This is a genomic window from Solwaraspora sp. WMMB335 (genome assembly GCF_049179075.1).
GTDB lineage: Bacteria > Actinomycetota > Actinomycetes > Mycobacteriales > Micromonosporaceae > Micromonospora_E.
On record NZ_JBMHMF010000001.1, the window covers coordinates 1,158,800 to 1,175,840 of the forward strand.

The window sequence follows — 17,041 nt, forward strand, 5'->3', positions numbered from 1 at the left end:
GGTGGCCCCATGACGTACGACGTGAACCGGCGTGCCCTGCTGCGCGGCGGCCTGGGCTTCGCCGCCGCCGGCCTGGCCGGCGGGCTGGCCTCCGGCGCCGGGCGCCCGGACGTCGCCGCCGCCGCACCGACCGCCGGCAACACCCCCGGCCCGGCCGGCGCACCCACCGACGCGCAGGTGTACGGCGTACCGACGATCGACCCGCTCGTCGCCCAGCGCGCCGACCCGTTCGTCACCTACCCGGTGGCCGGGATGTACTACTTCACCGGCTCGGTGCCCGAGTACGACCGGATCGTGGTCCGCGGTGCGCCCACCATCGCCGGCCTGGCCACGGCGGCGGAGACCGTCATCTGGCGGCGCCCGGCCAGCGGCCGGATGGGCGGTCACATCTGGGCTCCGGAGCTGCACCGCATCGACGGCGCGTGGTACGTCTACTTCGCCGCCGGCGACTCCGACGACGTGTTCCGGATTCGGATGTACGTGCTGGAGTCCCCGCTGGACGATCCCCGCGACCCGGCGGGCTGGCAGTTGCGTGGCCAGCTGGTCACCGAGTGGGACAGCTTCGCGCTGGACGCCACCACGTTCAGCCATCACGGCAGGCGGTACCTGGTCTGGGCCCAGGGCGAGCCGGAGATCGCGGTCAACTCCAGCCTCTACATCGCCGAGCTGGCCAACCCCTGGACGCTGCGGACCAAGCCGGTCCGCATCGCCACCCCGACCCGGCAATGGGAGGTGCAGGGGTTCGCGGTCAACGAAGGAGCGGCGGTGATCGTCCGCAACGGGCAGGTGTTCATGACCTTCTCGGCCAGTGCCACCGACTCGCGCTACTGCATGGGCCTGCTCACCGCCGACGCCGACGCCGATCTGCTCGACCACCGGTCGTGGACGAAGACCCCCGAGCCGGTCTTCGTCACCAACGAGCAGACCAGCCGGTACGGCCCGGGGCACAACTCGTTCACCGTCGCCGAGGACGGCAGGACCACCGTGCTGGTCTACCACGCCCGTGACTACCGGGACATCACCGGCGACCCGTTGTACGACCCGAACCGGCACGCCCGGGTGCAGCGGCTCTACTGGGATACCGACGGCAGTCCGCTGTTCGGCGTCCCGGTCGGCGAGGGCGGCCCGATCGTGCGGCTGTCCCCCGCCGACGCGACCCGCGACGCCTTCGTTCGCCACATCGACGCGACCGTGGTCGTGGACACCGACTCCCGGCGGCTGGCCGACACCCAGTTCCGCATCGGGGCCGGGCTGGCCGGAGCGGACACGGTGTCGGTCCAGTCGGTCGACCGGCCCGGACACTACCTGCGGGCGGTCGACGGCACGGTACGCCTGGACCCGGCCGTCGAGGGCGCCGACGGTACGGAGTTCGCCGCCCAGGCGAGCTTCCACCGGATAGCCCGGGTGAACGGGCGCATCTCGCTGCGCCTCGCCGGGGTCTCCGCGGCCTTCGTACGCCACGACAACGGGCAGCTGACCATCGGTCCCGCCGCCGGTGCGCAGTCCGCGTTCCGGCTCAGCTGAACTGGCACGGGGCCGGGGCTCCCTAGCGTCGGGCTCCCTAGCGTCGGGCTCTGCCGTCGGGCTCCATAGCGTCGGGCACCCCCTACCGTCGGGCTCCCTACAGCAGGTCGAGCGGGTCGATCTGGATCCGCACCGGCTGACCGGTCTTGCGTACGCTGCGGGTGCCGGCCGCCGCGCGTAGGCGTTGGGCGAGCTCGGCGGCCCGCGCGCGGCGGACCCGGATGAGCATCCGCTCCTGCCCCTGCCCGGCCGGCACCGGGCCGAGCAGTTCGGCACCGTCGGGCAGCAGCAGCACGGTGAGCAGGTCGGCGACGGCGTCGGCCGCACCGGTCAGGCTGGCCATCCGGGCCGCCGGCGGAAACCCGAGCTCGCGCCGGTCGGCCAGCTCCCGTGCGGCGAACCAGGCCGGATCCCAGCGCAGCAGGGCCTGCACCGGAGCGAGCCCGCCGTCGGCGACCACGACGACGCGACCGCCGGCGGCGGCGGGGCGGGCCAGCGCCGCCGCGGCCAGCCAGCGGCGCAGCGCCTCCTCGGCGGCCCGCAGGTCCGCCCGGGTCAGCAGGGCCCAGGTGTCCAGCAGCAGCACCGCGCCGTAGCCCTCGGCGGCCACCGGTTCGGCGCCGGGAGTGGCCACCACCACGGCCGACTCCGCCGGAACCCTCGTCAGCACCTCGTCGCGGCCGGACGTACGCACCGCGACGTCGGGGAAGGCCCGGCCGAGTTCCTCGGCGGTGCGCCGGGCACCGGTCACCGCGGCCCGCAGCCGCCGTTGCCGGCAGTTCGGACAGGCGTAGCCGGCGGCGGGGCGCCCACACCAGCGGCATGCGGGGGTGCCGGTGGCCGAGGGCAACGCGAGCGGCCCGGCACAGTGCGGGCAACGGGCCGGCGTACGGCAGTCGGCGCAGGACACCGCCGGCAGGTAGCCCCGGCGCGGTACCTGGACCAGCACCGGCGTGCCGGCCTGCAGGGCGGCACGGGCGGTGGTGAACGCCAGGCTGGGCAGCCGGGCGGTGGCGGCGGCCGCGTCACGGGCGAGTTGCGGGTCGTCACCGGTCGGGGTGACCAGCGCCGCCCGCTGGCGGATGGTGGCCCGGGCGGCGACGATCTCCCGGGCCCAGCCGGTCTCGACGAGTTGCTGGGCCTCACCGGAACGGGCGTGCCCGCCGAGCAGTGCGGCGGTGTCGCCGAGCTGTGCCCGGGTCAGCAGGACGTCACGGGCGTGCGGGTACGGTGCCCGGGGCTCGGCGTGCACGTCGTCGCCGTCGTCCCAGATGGCCACCAGGCCGAGGTCGGCGACCGGCGCGAACATCGCCGCCCGGGTGCCGATGACCACCTTGATGACGCCCCGGCTGGCGGCCAGGAACGCCCGGTAGCGGCGGGCCGGGCCGAGCGCCGCGGTGAGTACGGTGTGCCGGCCGGTGCCGAACAGGTCCCGCAGGGCGGCGTCGAGCCGGTCGACGTCGCGTCCGTCCGGCAGGACGGCCACCGCGCCCCGGCCACCGGCGCAGGTGGCGGCGATCGCTTCGGCGTAGCGGGCGGCCCAGTCCTCACCGGGTAGCGCACCCCACACGGCCCGCGCCGGCCGGCCGGCGGTGAGCGCCCGCAGAAACGGCGCTCCGGCCGGGTACGCCTCCCACCCGCGCCCACCCGCTCCCCCGACGATCTTGGAGTTATCGCGGTTATCTGTACCGTTTTGTCCGTCGATATGTCCAAGATCGTCGGGGGAAGGGGGTGGAGGTTCCCGCTCCACCCGGGCGTGGCGCGGGGGCACCGCCAACCGCAGTACGTCGGCGAGGTGTCCGGCGTAGCGGTCGGCGACCGCCCGGGCCAGCCGGGACACCTCGGCGGTCAGCACCGGCTCCGGCGAGACGAGCTTGTCGAGAAAGGTCAGCTTGCCGCTGTGCTCGGACACAGCGCCCCGGTCCAGTACCCAGCCGTCGACGAGCTGACCGGCGAAGCGCACCCGCACCCGGGTGCCCGCCCGCACGCCCTCGTCGAGTTCGGCCGGCACCAGGTAGTCGAACGCCCGGTCCAGGTGCGGCAGCGGCACGTCGACACAGACGCGAGCGACCGGCAGCCGCTCAGCCGGCCGCCGGCCGCTGGTGGCTCGCGGGCTCACCGCGCCATCCTGCCCACCGGCGGGCGCGGTGGACACCCTGACGACACGGCGCTCGGGTCGCGCCGAGGTGTCAGGCGCCCGCAGCGGACTTCAGATCCGCAGCCCGCTCAGTGCTCTCCCACATCAACTCGGGAATCTCCCGACCGAAATGCCCGTACGCCGCGGTCTGCTGGTAGATCGGCCGCAACAGGTTCAGGTCCCGGATGATCGCCGCCGGCCGCAGGTCGAACACCTCGCCGATCGCCCGCTCGATCCGCTCCACCGGCACGTTCTCGGTGCCGAACGTCTCCACGAACAGGCTCACCGGGTGCGCCTTGCCGATCGCGTACGCGACCTGCGCCTCGCAGCGCTCCGCCAGCCCCGCCGCCACCACGTTCTTCGCCACCCACCGCATCGCGTAGGCCGCCGAACGGTCCACCTTCGACGGGTCCTTGCCTGAGAAGGCGCCGCCGCCGTGCCGGGCGTATCCACCGTAGGTGTCAACGATGATCTTGCGACCGGTCAGACCCGCGTCGCCCATCGGCCCACCGATTTCGAAACGGCCCGTGGGGTTGACCAGCAGCCGGTAACCCTCCGTCGCCAGCTCCAGCCCTTCCAGCTCCGGCGCGATGACGTGCTCGCGCACGTCCGGCGTCAGCAACGACTCCAACGAGATGTCCGCCGCGTGCTGACTGGACACCACGACCGTGTCCAGCCGGATCGGCCGCAACCCGTCGTACTCGATGGTGACCTGCGTCTTGCCGTCCGGTCGCAGGTACGGCACGGTCCCGTCCTTGCGCACCGCCGACAACCGCCGGGCCAGCCGATGCGCCAGCGCGATCGGCAGCGGCATCAGCTCCGGCGTCTCGGAGCAGGCGAAGCCGAACATCATCCCCTGGTCGCCGGCACCCTGCGAATCCAACGCGTCACCGTCGACACCGCCCGAACGCAACTCGATCGCGGTGTCCACACCCTGCGCGATGTCCGGCGACTGCGCCCCGATCGACACGCTCACCCCGCACGACGCCCCGTCGAACCCCTTCTTCGACGAGTCGTACCCGATCCTCAGGATCGTCTCCCGTACGATCGCCGGAATATCGGCGTACGCCTGCGTCGTCACCTCACCAGCCACGTGCACCTGACCAGTCGTGATCAACGTCTCGACCGCGACCCGCGACCGCGGGTCCTGCGCCAGCAGCGCATCGAGGATCCCGTCGCTGATCTGATCAGCGATCTTGTCTGGGTGACCCTCCGTGACCGACTCGGAGGTAAAAAGACGGCGTGCCACGGTACTCCTTGATTCTGAAGTTAATCGGTTCACGGAAGTCTAGTCATCAACTCGGGGGTATGGCGCCCAGGCGAGCATCCCAGGAAAAGTCACCGGGCTTCAGCCCGGCGCGTCGGGTATCAGCCCCGCCCGAGCCGGGTGGACACCAGATCCCACACGTCGTCGGCCAACTGCTCCTTGTCGCGCTCGTCGAGCACGACGACCGTGCCGTCCGCGCCGAGCACGGTCGCCGAGTTGGCGTCCGCGCCGAACACCCGCTCGGCTCCTACCTGGTTGGCCACGATCAGGTCCGCCCGCTTGCGGGCCAGCTTCGTCCGGGCGTTGGCGACCAGGTCACCGGTCTCCGCGGCGAACGCGACCAGAATCTGTCCGGCGGGCTTGGTCGCGCCGAGCTCGGCGGCGATGTCCGGATTCGTGACCAGCTCGACTACCGGAGCCGCACCCGACTCGGCTTTCTTTATCTTGGTCGGTGCGTAGACGGCAGGTCGGAAGTCGGCCGGGGCGGCCGCCATGATCACCACATCGGCGCCGGCCGCCGCATCGACGGTGGCGGCACGCAGTTCCTCGGTCGTACCCACCCGCACCAGGTCCGCCCCGGCCGGATCGGGCAGCGACACGTTGGCGGCGACCAGCGTCACCCGTGCACCCCGGGCCACGGCGGTGCGGGCGAACGCGTACCCCTGTTTGCCGGACGACCGGTTACCGAGGAAGCGCACCGGGTCGAGCGGCTCACGGGTACCGCCGGCGGTCACCACCACCCGCAGCCCGGCGAGATCGGCCGGTGGGTTGCGGCGCCGGGCCAGTACCCGACGGGCGACCGCGAAGATCTCGGCCGGCTCCGGCAGCCGGCCCTTTCCCGAGTCGGCACCGGTCAACCGGCCGACCGCCGGCTCGATCACCAGTACGCCCCGCTCGCGCAGCAGTGCCACGTTGTGCGCCGTGGCCGGATGCTCCCACATCTCGGTGTGCATCGCCGGGGCGAGCAGCACCGGGCATCGGGCGGTGAGCAAGGTGCTGGTCAGCAGGTTGTCGGCGAGCCCGTGGGCGGCCCGGGCGAGCAGGTCCGCGGTGGCCGGGGCGACCAGGACGAGATCGGCCTGCTGTCCGAGGCGTACGTGCGGGACCTGGTCGACGTCGGACCACACGTCCTCGGCCACCGGTTGCCCGGACAGCGCCGCCCAGGTGGGCGCACCGACGAAGCGTAACGCCGCGGCGGTCGGCACCACCCGCACCCGGTGGCCGGACTCGGTCAGCAGCCGCAGCAGCTCGCAGACCTTGTAGGCGGCGATACCGCCGCCTACACCGAGGACCACCCGAGGCGACCCACCCGGCGCCGGCCCTGCCGCCGGCGGAACTCCGACCGGGGTACCGCTCAGGGCTGGTCGGTGGGCTCGGCGGTGAGCAGCCCTGCGTTGATCTCCCGCATCGCGATGGAGAGAGGCTTCTCCTGTGGAGTGGTCTCCACCAGCGGTCCGACGTACTCCAGCAGGCCCTCACCGAGCTGGCTGTAGTAGGCGTTGACCTGACGGGCGCGCTTGGCGGCGAAGATCACCAGAGCGTACTTCGACGAGGTCTTCTCCAACAGCTCGTCGATGGGTGGGTTGGTGATGCCTTCCGGATTTGCGATGGATCCCACGGATGCAACCTCTGTGTCGTCGAGTCGGTCCGCCTCGGCGAGGAAGGCATCCGCCCGGCTGTGTGCACGGCACGCGACCGGAGTGAACGCACACCGTCGGTGATGCACACCGTCGGTGACGCAGCCCCCGCTCACACCGTGCGCTGCCGCTCGGGCGACGCGCTCCCGCTCAGGCGGTGCGCTGCGGATGTGCAGGTGTCAATAATGATGAACCGAGCAATCCTACCAGCTCGGCAGCGGCGCGCTCGACATGGTCGTTGACCACGGTGACGTCGAATTCGCCCTCTGCCGCCAACTCCTCGTCGGCGTGCGCCAGGCGCCGCTGGATCGTCTCCTCGTCGTCGGTGCCGCGACCGATCAACCGCCGTTTGAGTTCCTCGACGCTCGGCGGGGCGAGGAACACCAGCTGCGCTTCGGGCATCGCGGCCCGCACCTGCCGGGCACCCTGCAGATCGATCTTCAGCAGCACCGGCTCACCGCGTCGCAACCGCTGCTCGACGGCTGCCCTCGGGGTGCCGTACAGGTTGCCCGCGAACTCGGCCCACTCCAGCAGCTGGCCGGTGGCGGCCATCCGCTCGAACTGGGGCCGGTCGACGAAGAAGTAGTGGACGCCGTCGACCTCGTAGTCGCGCATGGGGCGGGTGGTCACCGACACGGACAGCCAGATCCAGGGCGAGCGCGCCCGGATCAGCTCGATCACGCTGTCCTTGCCGACCCCGGAGGGGCCGGACAGGACGGTGAGCCGAGCTGCCGGGCGCGCGTCGTCATGCATGGTCACTGCTTGTTTCTACACCTTGCCGCGAATTAGTTCGCGGCGAACTCCCCGAGCAGGGCCTTCCGCTGCTGCTCGCCGAGACCCCGCAGGCGACGGCTGTCAGCGATCTTGAGCTTCTCCATGATCTGGGTGGCCCGGATCTTCCCGATACCGGGCATGGCCTGCAGCACGGCGGAAACCTTCAGCTTGCCGACAACGTCGTCGGACTCCGCCCGGTCGAGCACGGCGGCGAGGGTGGTCTTGCCCTGCTTGAGCTGCTCCTTCAACTCAGCACGGGCCTTACGGATCTCCGCGGCCTTCTCCAGCGCGGCTGCGCGCTGTTCGGGGGTCAGTGACGGGAGCGGCACCAGTTCTCCTCAGGTCCCTATCGCGACGGGCGGATCGCACCGCCGCATCTGAAACGTGGTGTAGCCGAGAACCAAAGGGGCATGTGGTTCCCAGCGCGGGGAAAACTAGCGGTCAGCGACGTTTTCGGCAACGTGGGTACGCCAAGATCACCTCGTCGTGAGGGATCGCTCACTCAGAACTCGACCCCGAGCACGGCCCGGCACTTAACAAGCGTCTGTTCGGTAGCGGCGCGTAGAGCGGACGGTTCGGGGCCGCTCGACAGGATCTCCCGGGAGTACGACGGCAGCACGTTGGCAAGCGCTTGCCCGAAGACGGCACGCAGGTCCTCGGGTCGTCCACCTTGCGTGCCGAGCCCCGGCGCAAGCAACGGCCCATTGACATGCGACAGTTCGTGTCCGGTCTCGCCAACAGTGGCACCGACCACCAGACCGAAACTGCCAATCGGCTCCGCACCCACGTTGAGCTGCGAAATCTCATCGATCACCATCTGCGCCACGGTGCGCCCGTCGGACGTACGGGCGTGCTGCACCGCGCGCCCTTGTGGATTTGACGTCAACGCCAGCACGAAGACACCCGCGCCATGCTTGCGTGCAAGATCGAACATCGGCGACAACGCTCCGACACCGAGATATGGGCTGGCGGTAACCGCGTCGGCGGCCAGCGGGCTGGCCGGATCGAGGTACGCGCTGGCGTACGCGGCCGCCGTCGAGCCGATGTCGCCGCGCTTCACGTCGAGTAGGACGAGCACCCCGGCGGCGCGCAACTGTCGGATAGTTGACTCAAGGACGGCCACGCCAGCGGACCCGAAACGTTCGAAGAACGCCGATTGCGGCTTTGCCACCGCGATCACGTCACCGAGCGTCTCGACGACGGTCCCGGTGAACCGGGCGAGCCCGTCCGCGTCGTCGGACAGTCCCCACCGGGCGAGCAACTCAGGGTGCGGGTCGATCCCGACACACAGTGGTCCCCGGGCGGACACCGCCCGGTGCAGTCGCTGGCCAAAGGTCTCCATCGGTTGTCCCTCCGATTCAGGCGGCACCACCGGTCCGGCCTCAGCGCGGCACAGCGGCGGCCGCGGCCGCCATCGCACGGGCGATCCGCGCGACGTCATCGTCATCCGCCAGGTACGGCGGCATGGTGTAGATCAGATCCCGGAACGGCCGCAGCCAGACCCCGGCGTCGACCGCCGCCGCCGTGGCCGCGCGCAGGTCCACCGGGCGGTCGAGCTGCACCACCCCGATGGCGCCGAGGACCCGGACCTCCCGTACCCCGGGTTGGGCGGCCACCGGCGCCAGCCCGGTACGCAGCCCCGATCCGATCCGCCGCACGGCCGCCTGCCACCACGGCGGACCTGCCGGTGTCCCGGCCCGCAGCAGGCCGATCGAGGCGCTGGCGACCGCGCACGCCAGCGGGTTGCCCATGAAGGTCGGGCCGTGCGCCAGCGCACCGCCGCCGGCGGAGATCCCGGCGGCGACCGCCGGGGTGCACAGCGTCGCCGCCAGCGTCAGGTAGCCGCCGGTGAGCGCCTTGCCCAGGCAGAGCACGTCCGGGGTGACGTCGGCGTGTTCCGCGGCGAAGAACTCCCCGGTACGGCCGAACCCGGTCGCGATCTCGTCGAAGATCAACAGGATGTCGTGTGCCGCGGTGACCTCACGCAACGCGCGCAGATACGCCGGGTGGTGAAAGCGCATGCCGCCGGCACCCTGCACCACCGGTTCCACGATCACCGCGGCCAGTTCGTCGGCGTGCCGCACGATCCCGTCCACCAGCTGGTTTAGGTACGCCTCGGCCGGCGGGGTGTCGAAGCCGCCCGGCGGCGCCGGCACGAACACCTGGGCCGGCAGAACGCCGCGCCACAGGTGGTGCATCCCGCCCACCGGGTCGCAGACGCTCATCGGGTGAAAGGTGTCCCCGTGGTAGCCGCCCCGCCAGGTGGCCAGCCGCCGCTTGCCGGGGCGGCCGCGGGCGAGCTGGTACTGCAGGCACATCTTGATCGCGACCTCGACACCGACCGACCCGGAGTCGCAGAGGAAGACGTGCTCCAGCCCGGGTGGGGTGAGTTCGACCAGGGTACGGGCCAGCCGTACCGCCGGCTCGTGGGTGAGGCCGCCGAACATCACGTGCGCCATCCGGCCGAGCTGGTCGGTGACAGCGGCGTCCAGCACCGGATGGCGGTAGCCGTGCACCGCAGCCCACCACGACGACATGCCGTCGACCAGTTCGCGGCCGTCGGCCAGCCGCAGTCGCACCCCGGCGGCACTGTCGACCACGTACGGCGGATGGGTGCCCGGCATCGCCGCGTACGGGTGCCAGACGTGCTGGTGGTCCAGCGCGAGCAGCTGGGCCACGCGGCCGTCCGACCCGCCGACGGTCATCGTGCCGGCCCGCCGTCGGTCATCATGCCGGCCCATCGTCGGTCATCGTGTCCGGGCCGCCCGGGCGATCGCCCGCACCAGCGCGGGGCCACGGTAGATGAAGCCGGTGTAGAGCTGCACCAGGCTGGCACCGGCGTCGAACATCCGGGCCGCGTCGTCGGGATCGACGATGCCACCGACCCCGACGACCGGCAGCGCTCCCCCGGTCTCCCGGTGCACGAAGGAGACCACCGCGCGGGCCCGGGCCGCCAGCGGGCGTCCGGACAGCCCGCCGGCCTGCGCAGCCAGGTGGGCGTCGGTGCCGGCCAGGCCGTCGCGCGACAGTGTGGTGTTGGTCGCGATCACCCCGGCGGCCCCACGGGCCAGACAGACCTCCAACAGTTCGGCGATGGCCGGCTCGGACAGGTCCGGCGCGATCTTCACCAGGATGGGTCGCTCCCCGGTCAGCGTCGCCAGCAACGCGTCCAGGTGCTGCCGGTCCTGCAGTTGGCGCAGCCCCGGGGTGTTCGGCGAGGAGACGTTGACGGCGAAGTACTGCCCGTACCCGCTCAGTGCCTTGTACGCGGCCACGTAGTCGTCGACCGCGTCGGCCAGCGCGACGACCTTCGACTTGCCCAACGAGATGCCCAGCGGCACCGGGCGGTCGGCGTACGCCGGGTGGGCCGGGCCGAAGCCGGCGCGTTCGTCGAGCCGGCCGAAGGCTGCCAGCCGGGCGGCGAGGGCATCGGCACCGGCGTTGTTGAATCCCATCCGGTTGATCACCGCTTCGCTGGCCGGCAGCCGGAACAGCCGTGGCCGTGAGTTGCCCGGCTGTGGGCGGGCGGTGACCGTACCGACCTCGACGAAGCCGAAGCCGAGCGCCGGCCAAGCGGGCAACGCCAGACCGTTCTTGTCCATCCCGGCGGCGAGCCCGACCGGGTTGGGAAAATCGACCCCGAAGACGGTACGCGGCGCGGCGACGGCGTAGCGGGCGCGCAGCCCCGCCAACGCCGCCGGATGCCGGGCCAGACCGGCCAGCCGGTGCAGGGTCCACTCGTGGGCGGTCTCCGCGTCGCCGCCGCCGAGCCGGAACAGCGCGTGGCGGGCCAGCCGGTAGCCGGCGGAGGTGCTCACCGGCTCGGGTCCGCCGGCACGATGCCCGGCGGCCCGGCGGCGCCCGGTCGCAGGGCGGCGTGCAGTTGCTGCAACGGGCGCACCGCCATCTCACCGTTGATCAGCGCCTCGATGCCCATCACCGCGGCGGCGACCCCCGGCACGGTGGTGACGCACGGGATGTCCGCGCCGACCGCGGCGCTGCGGATCTCGTACCCGTCGGAGCGGGCGCTGGCCCCGGACCCCTGCGGAGTGTTGACGACCAGGGACACGTCGCCGGAGGCGATCAGCGACACCGCGTCCGGCTGGCCGTCGCCGGTTTCCTCCCAGTGCTTGCTGACCAGCTCGCAGGCGATGCCATGACGGCGCAGCACCTCTGCGGTGCCGGCGGTGGCGACGATGTCGAAGCCGAGGTCGGCCAGCCGCTTCACCGGGAAGATCATCGCTCGTTTGTCCCGGTTCGCGACCGACACGAAGATCGTGCCGCTGGTCGGTAGCGAACCGTACGCGGCGGCCTGTGACTTGGCGAACGCGCTGCCGTACGCCGGGTCGATGCCCATCACCTCACCCGTGGACTTCATCTCCGGGCCGAGCAGCGAGTCGACGCCCTGGCCGGCGCGGGTGCGGAAGCGCTTGAACGGCAGCACCGCCTCCTTGACCGCGATCGGCGCGTGCGGCGGCAGGGTGCCGCCGTCGCCGGTGGCCGGCAGTAGTCCCTCGGCACGCAGTTGCCCGATGGTGGCGCCGAGCATGATCCGGGCCGCCGCCTTGGCCAGCGGCACCGCGGTCGCCTTCGAGACGAACGGCACGGTCCGCGAGGCCCGCGGGTTGGCCTCCAGCACGTACAGCACGTCGTCCTTGAGCGCGTACTGCACGTTGAGCAGGCCGCGCACCCCGACGCCCCGGGCGATCTGCTCGGTGTAGTGCCGGATGGTGGCCAGGTGCGGGGCGGCCAGGGTGATCGGCGGCAGCGCGCAGGACGAGTCACCGGAGTGGATGCCGGCCTCCTCGATGTGCTCCATCACCCCACCGAGATAGATCTCGCCGGTGGCGTCGCACAACGCGTCCACGTCGATCTCGATGGCGTCGTCGAGGAACCGGTCGACGAGCACCGGATGCTCCGGCGAGATGTCGGTGGCCCGGGTGATGTAGTCGCGCAACGTCGCGTCGTCGTAGACGATCTCCATGCCCCGCCCGCCGAGCACGTACGACGGGCGGACCAGCACCGGATAGCCGATCTCGTCGGCGATCGCCTTGGCCTGCTCGTACGACACGGCCGTGCCGTGCGCCGGGGCACGCAGCCCGGCCCGGGCCAGCACCTGCCCGAACGCGCCACGCTCCTCGGCCAGATGGATCGACTCCGGCGGGGTGCCGACGATCGGCACCCCGGCGTCGGCGAGGCGTCGGGCCAGCCCGAGCGGGGTCTGCCCGCCGAGCTGCACGATCACCCCGACCACCCCGGGCCCGCCGGCCGCCCGGCCGGCGGCGTCCTCGGCCTGCCACACCTCCAGCACGTCTTCGAAGGTGAGCGGCTCGAAATAGAGCCGATCGGCGGTGTCGTAGTCGGTGGAGACCGTTTCCGGGTTGCAGTTGACCATGACGGTTTCGTACTCGGCGAGCGCCATCACCGCGTGCACGCACGAGTAGTCGAACTCGATGCCCTGGCCGATCCGGTTCGGCCCGGAGCCCAGGATCAGCACCTTGGGCCGCTGCGACGGAGTCACCTCGGTCTCGGCGTCGTAGCTGGAGTAGTGGTACGGCGTACGGGCGGCGAACTCGGCCGCGCAGGTGTCCACGGTCTTGTAGACCGGGCGCAGGCCGAGCCGGTGCCGCAGCGTGCGGACCCCGTCCTCACCGGCCAGTTCGGGACGCAGCGCGGCGATCTGCCGGTCGGACAGCCCGGCCCGCTTGGCCCGGCGCAGCAACGCGCCGTCGAGCACCGGGGCCGCCTCGATCTCGCCACGCAGCTCGACCAGCCCGGCGATCTCGTCGAGGAACCACGGGTCGATGCCGCCGGAGGCCTCGGCGACCTGGGTGACGCTCGCGCCCAGCCGCAGCGCCCGCTCGACGGTGTAGAGCCGCCCGTCGTGCGGGGTGGCCAGCTCGGCCAGGGTGGACTCGACGGTGGCACCGGCCGGATCGGGCACCGTCCAGAAGCCGGCGGCTCTGGTCTCCATCGAGCGCATCGCCTTGTTCAGCGCCTCGGTGAAGTTGCGGCCCAGGCTCATCGCCTCGCCGACCGACTTCATCGTGGTGGTCAGCTCCGGGTCCGCGCCGGGGAACTTCTCGAACGCGAACCGGGGGATCTTGACCACGACGTAGTCGAGGACCGGCTCGAACGCGGCCGGGGTCTGTTTGGTGATGTCGTTGGGGATCTCGTCGAGGGTGTAGCCGATCGCCAGCTTGGCGGCGATCTTGGCGATCGGGAAGCCGGTGGCCTTGGACGCCAGCGCCGACGACCGCGACACCCGGGGGTTCATCTCGATCACCACGAGCCGGCCGGTGCCCGGGTGCACGGCGAACTGGATGTTGCAGCCGCCGGTGTCGACACCGACCTCGCGCAGCACCGCGATGCCCATGTCACGCATCCGCTGGTACTCGCGGTCGGTGAGGGTCATCGCCGGGGCGACGGTGACGCTGTCGCCGGTGTGCACCCCCATCGGGTCGATGTTCTCGATGGAGCAGACCACCACCACGTTGTCGTTGCGGTCGCGCATCAGCTCCAGCTCGTACTCCTTCCAGCCGAGCACGCTCTCCTCGATGAGCACCTCGTGCACCGGGGAGGCGGCCAGCCCGGCGCCGGCGATGCGGTCGAGGTCCTCGGGGGTGTGGGCCATGCCGGAGCCGAGCCCGCCCATGGTGAACGACGGCCGCACGACCACCGGCAGGCCCAGCTCGGCCACGGTGTCGTGGACCTCGGCCATGCCGTGACAGACCCGGCTGCGCGGGGTCTCGCCGCCGGCGGCGGCCACGATGTCCTTGAACAGCTGCCGGTCCTCGCCACGGCGGATGGCGTCGATGTCGGCGCCGATCAGCTCCACGCCGTACTTGTCCAGCACGCCGGCGGAATGCAGGGCGACGGCGGTGTTCAGCGCGGTCTGCCCGCCCAGGGTGGGCAGCAGTGCGTCCGGGCGTTCCCGGGCGATGACCAGCTCGACGAACTCCGGGGTGATCGGCTCGACGTAGGTGGCGTCGGCGAACTCGGGGTCGGTCATGATGGTCGCCGGGTTGGAGTTGACCAGCGATACGCGCAGCCCTTCGGCGCGCAGCACCCGGCAGGCCTGGGTGCCGGAGTAGTCGAACTCGCAGGCCTGCCCGATGATGATCGGCCCGGAGCCGATCACCAGGACATGGCGCAGATCAGTCCGCTTAGGCATGCTTTCCCTCGATGAGTTCGACGAACCGGTCGAACAGGTAATCCGCGTCGTGCGGGCCGGCGGCGGCCTCCGGGTGGTACTGGACGGTGAAGGCCGGCACGTCGCGTGCCCGCAGCCCCTCGACCACGTCGTCGTTGAGGCACAGGTGGCTCACCTCGACGCCGCCGAAGTCGGTGTCGATCACCGTGTTCAGTGGGGCGTCCACGGCGAACCCGTGGTTGTGGCTGGTCACCTCGACCTTGCCGGTGGTGCGGTCGAGCACCGGCTGGTTGATGCCGCGGTGGCCGTAACCGAGCTTGTAGGTGCCGAAGCCGAGCGCCCGACCGAGGATCTGCGAGCCGAAGCAGATGCCGAACAGCGGGGTACGCCGGGCCATCACCTGCCGGGCCAGTTCGACCGCGTGGTGGGCGGTGGCCGGGTCACCCGGACCGGGTGAGAAGAACACCGCGTCCGGTGCGGTGGCCAGGATCTCGTCCAGCGTCGAGGTGGCCGGCAGCACGTGGGTGGTCACCCCACGTTCGGCGAGCCGGCGCGGCACGTTGCGCTTGATCCCCAGGTCGAGGGCGGCGACGGTGTACCGGTGCTCGCCCTGCGCGGTCACCGTGTAGGGCTTGGCCGTGGTCACCTCGGCGGACAGGTCCGCACCGACCATCTGCGGGGACTCGCGCACCCGGGCGAGCAGCCGCTGCGGGTCGTCGGTGACACTCGACACGCCGACCCGCATCACGCCCCGGTCGCGCAGGTGCCGGGTCAGCGCCCGGGTGTCGACGCCGCAGACGCCGACCACGCCCTCGGCGGCCAGCCGCTGCTCCAGGTCGCCGGTGGCCCGCCAGTTCGACGGACGACGGGCCGGGTCGCGCACCACGTAGCCGGCCACCCAGATCTGGTCGGACTCGTCGTCGTCGGTGTTGACCCCGGTGTTGCCGATGTGCGGCGCGGTCTGCACCACCACCTGCCGGTGGTAGGACGGGTCGGTGAGGGTTTCCTGGTAGCCGGTCATCGCGGTGGTGAACACCGCCTCGCCGAACGTCTCCCCGACCGCCCCGTAGCTCTCCCCTGGGAAGACCCGGCCGTCTTCGAGGACCAGCAGCGCCGGCACGCGCCGCGGCCGGCCGCCGGTCGGCTCGCTCCGGCTGGTCGTTCCGCCCCGGCTGGCTGTCGTCTCGTTCATCGCAGGGCCTTCCCGTTCATCGCAGGGCCTTCCCGTTCATCGCAGGGCCTTCCCGTTCATCGCAGGGCCTTCCCGTCGAGCACGGTCGGCACCCCGTGCAGGAAGGTGGCGATCACCTGACCGGGCAGCACCATGTGCGCGTACGGGGTGTTGCGGCTACGGCTGGCCAGTTCGCCCGGATCGACGGTGCGGCTGGCGGTCGGGTCGACCAGGGTCAGGTTGGCCGGCGCGCCCGGCGCCGGGGTGTGCCCGTGGGCGCTCAGCCCGGCGATGCGGGCCGGGGCCCGCGACATCCGCTCGGCGATCAGGTCCCAGTCTGGGGCACCGTCGGTGCCGTGCAACGCGGTCGTGAGCAGCACCACGGACAGGGCGGTTTCCAGGCCGAGCATGCCGGGCCGGGCGTACGCCCATTCACACTCTTTGTCCTCGACCGCGTGCGGAGCGTGGTCGGTGGCGACCACGTCGATGACCCCTTCGGCGAGAGCGGCGCGCAGCGCGGCGACGTCCTCGCCGGTACGCAGCGGCGGGTTGACCTTGAACACGGGGTCGTAGCTGGCCGGTGCCTCGTGGGTGAGCAGCAGGTGATGCGGGGTGACCTCGGCGGTGATCCGGACCCCACGGGCCTTGGCCTGCCGGACGATCTCCACGCTGCCGGCGGTGGACAGGTGGCAGACGTGCAGCCGGCTGCCGACATGCTCGGCGAGCAGGGCGTCGCGGGCGATGATCGCCTCCTCGGCCACCGCGGGCCAGCCGGTCAGTCCGAGCCGGGTGGCGACCTCGCCTTCGTGCATCTGGGCACCCTCGGTCAGCCGCGGTTCCTCGGCGTGCTGGGCGATCACCCCGTCGAAGGCCTTGACGTACTCCAGGGCACGGCGCATCAGCCGGGGATCGGCCACGCAGTGTCCGTCGTCGGAGAAGATCCGGACGGTGGCCGCGGAGTCGGCCATCGCGCCGAGTTCGGCGAGGCGCCCACCGGCCAGGCCGACGGTGACCGCGCCGACCGGCTGCACGTCGACCAGCCCGGCCTCCCGGCCGAGTCGCCACACCTGCTCGACCACGCCGGCGGTGTCGGCCACCGGCGAGGTGTTGGCCATCGCGCAGACCGCGGTGTAGCCGCCCAGCGCGGCGGCCCGGGAGCCGGTCTGCACGGTCTCGGCGTCCTCGCGACCCGGTTCGCGCAGGTGGGTATGCAGGTCGACCAGGCCGGGCAGGGCGACCAGTCCGTCGGCGTCGATCGACTGGGCGCCGGCCGTACTCAGCCCGGAACCGGCCTCGGCCACGACGCCGTCGTGCACCAGCAGGTCGGTGCGGTCGCGGCCGACGACACGGACCCCTTTGATCAGGTACGAGCTCACAG

The 17,041-nt window shown here is 71.8% G+C and carries 13 protein-coding genes; 1 reads left to right on the plus strand and 12 read right to left on the minus strand.

What is annotated here, in order from left to right; all coding sequences use genetic code 11:
• Positions 1–9: 9 nt before the first annotated feature.
• Positions 10–1,524, plus strand: a complete 1,515-nt coding sequence (locus ACN27F_RS04425; protein WP_421431330.1) for a family 43 glycosylhydrolase — start codon at positions 10–12, stop codon at positions 1,522–1,524.
• A 97-nt stretch (positions 1,525–1,621) separates the two neighbouring features.
• On the opposite strand, the gene ACN27F_RS04430 is transcribed toward ACN27F_RS04425, so the two are convergent.
• The 12 genes from ACN27F_RS04430 to ACN27F_RS04485 all read right to left on the minus strand — a co-directional run bounded on the left by ACN27F_RS04430 (position 1,622) and on the right by ACN27F_RS04485 (position 17,039).
• Positions 1,622–3,601 (minus strand): primosomal protein N', encoded by a 1,980-nt coding sequence (locus ACN27F_RS04430; protein ID WP_421439957.1) that lies wholly within the window; start codon positions 3,599–3,601, stop codon positions 1,622–1,624.
• Positions 3,602–3,713: 112 nt separating this feature from the next.
• Positions 3,714–4,910, minus strand: a complete 1,197-nt coding sequence (metK, locus tag ACN27F_RS04435) for a methionine adenosyltransferase (RefSeq protein WP_421431331.1) — start codon at positions 4,908–4,910, stop codon at positions 3,714–3,716.
• A 119-nt stretch (positions 4,911–5,029) separates the two neighbouring features.
• Positions 5,030–6,223: a bifunctional phosphopantothenoylcysteine decarboxylase/phosphopantothenate--cysteine ligase CoaBC gene (gene coaBC, locus ACN27F_RS04440; RefSeq protein WP_421431332.1), complete on the minus strand. Its 1,194-nt coding sequence runs from the start codon at positions 6,221–6,223 to the stop codon at positions 5,030–5,032.
• 59 nt (positions 6,224–6,282) lie between these two features.
• Positions 6,283–6,546, minus strand: coding sequence for a DNA-directed RNA polymerase subunit omega (gene rpoZ / locus ACN27F_RS04445; protein WP_091462737.1), 264 nt, complete (start codon positions 6,544–6,546; stop codon positions 6,283–6,285).
• A gap of 169 nt (positions 6,547–6,715) precedes the next feature.
• On the minus strand, positions 6,716–7,318 hold the full coding sequence (gene gmk, locus ACN27F_RS04450; protein WP_421431333.1) for a guanylate kinase: 603 nt from the start codon (positions 7,316–7,318) through the stop codon (positions 6,716–6,718).
• 32 nt (positions 7,319–7,350) lie between these two features.
• Positions 7,351–7,668 carry an integration host factor, actinobacterial type gene (gene mihF / locus ACN27F_RS04455; RefSeq protein ID WP_088970961.1) on the minus strand — a complete coding sequence of 106 codons (318 nt, stop codon included), beginning with the start codon at positions 7,666–7,668 and terminating at the stop codon, positions 7,351–7,353.
• Positions 7,669–7,841: 173 nt separating this feature from the next.
• A complete protein-coding gene (gene pyrF / locus ACN27F_RS04460; protein WP_421431334.1) occupies positions 7,842–8,681 on the minus strand; it encodes an orotidine-5'-phosphate decarboxylase in 840 nt (279 codons plus the stop codon).
• Positions 8,682–8,721: 40 nt separating this feature from the next.
• Entirely contained in the window at positions 8,722–10,044 is a 1,323-nt protein-coding gene (locus ACN27F_RS04465; RefSeq protein WP_421439959.1) for an adenosylmethionine--8-amino-7-oxononanoate transaminase, read from the minus strand.
• A 42-nt stretch (positions 10,045–10,086) separates the two neighbouring features.
• The gene (locus ACN27F_RS04470; protein WP_421431335.1) at positions 10,087–11,157 is read right to left on the minus strand and encodes a quinone-dependent dihydroorotate dehydrogenase; all 1,071 of its coding nucleotides are present in this window, start codon (positions 11,155–11,157) and stop codon (positions 10,087–10,089) included.
• Positions 11,154–14,513 carry a carbamoyl-phosphate synthase large subunit gene (gene carB, locus ACN27F_RS04475; RefSeq protein WP_421431336.1) on the minus strand — a complete coding sequence of 1,120 codons (3,360 nt, stop codon included), beginning with the start codon at positions 14,511–14,513 and terminating at the stop codon, positions 11,154–11,156. Before carB ends, ACN27F_RS04470 begins: the two co-directional genes overlap by 4 nt.
• On the minus strand, positions 14,506–15,684 hold the full coding sequence (gene carA, locus ACN27F_RS04480) for a glutamine-hydrolyzing carbamoyl-phosphate synthase small subunit (RefSeq protein ID WP_421431337.1): 1,179 nt from the start codon (positions 15,682–15,684) through the stop codon (positions 14,506–14,508). Before carA ends, carB begins: the two co-directional genes overlap by 8 nt.
• Positions 15,685–15,740: 56 nt before the next feature.
• Positions 15,741–17,039: a dihydroorotase gene (locus tag ACN27F_RS04485; RefSeq protein WP_421431338.1), complete on the minus strand. Its 1,299-nt coding sequence runs from the start codon at positions 17,037–17,039 to the stop codon at positions 15,741–15,743.
• Positions 17,040–17,041 lie beyond the last annotated feature (2 nt).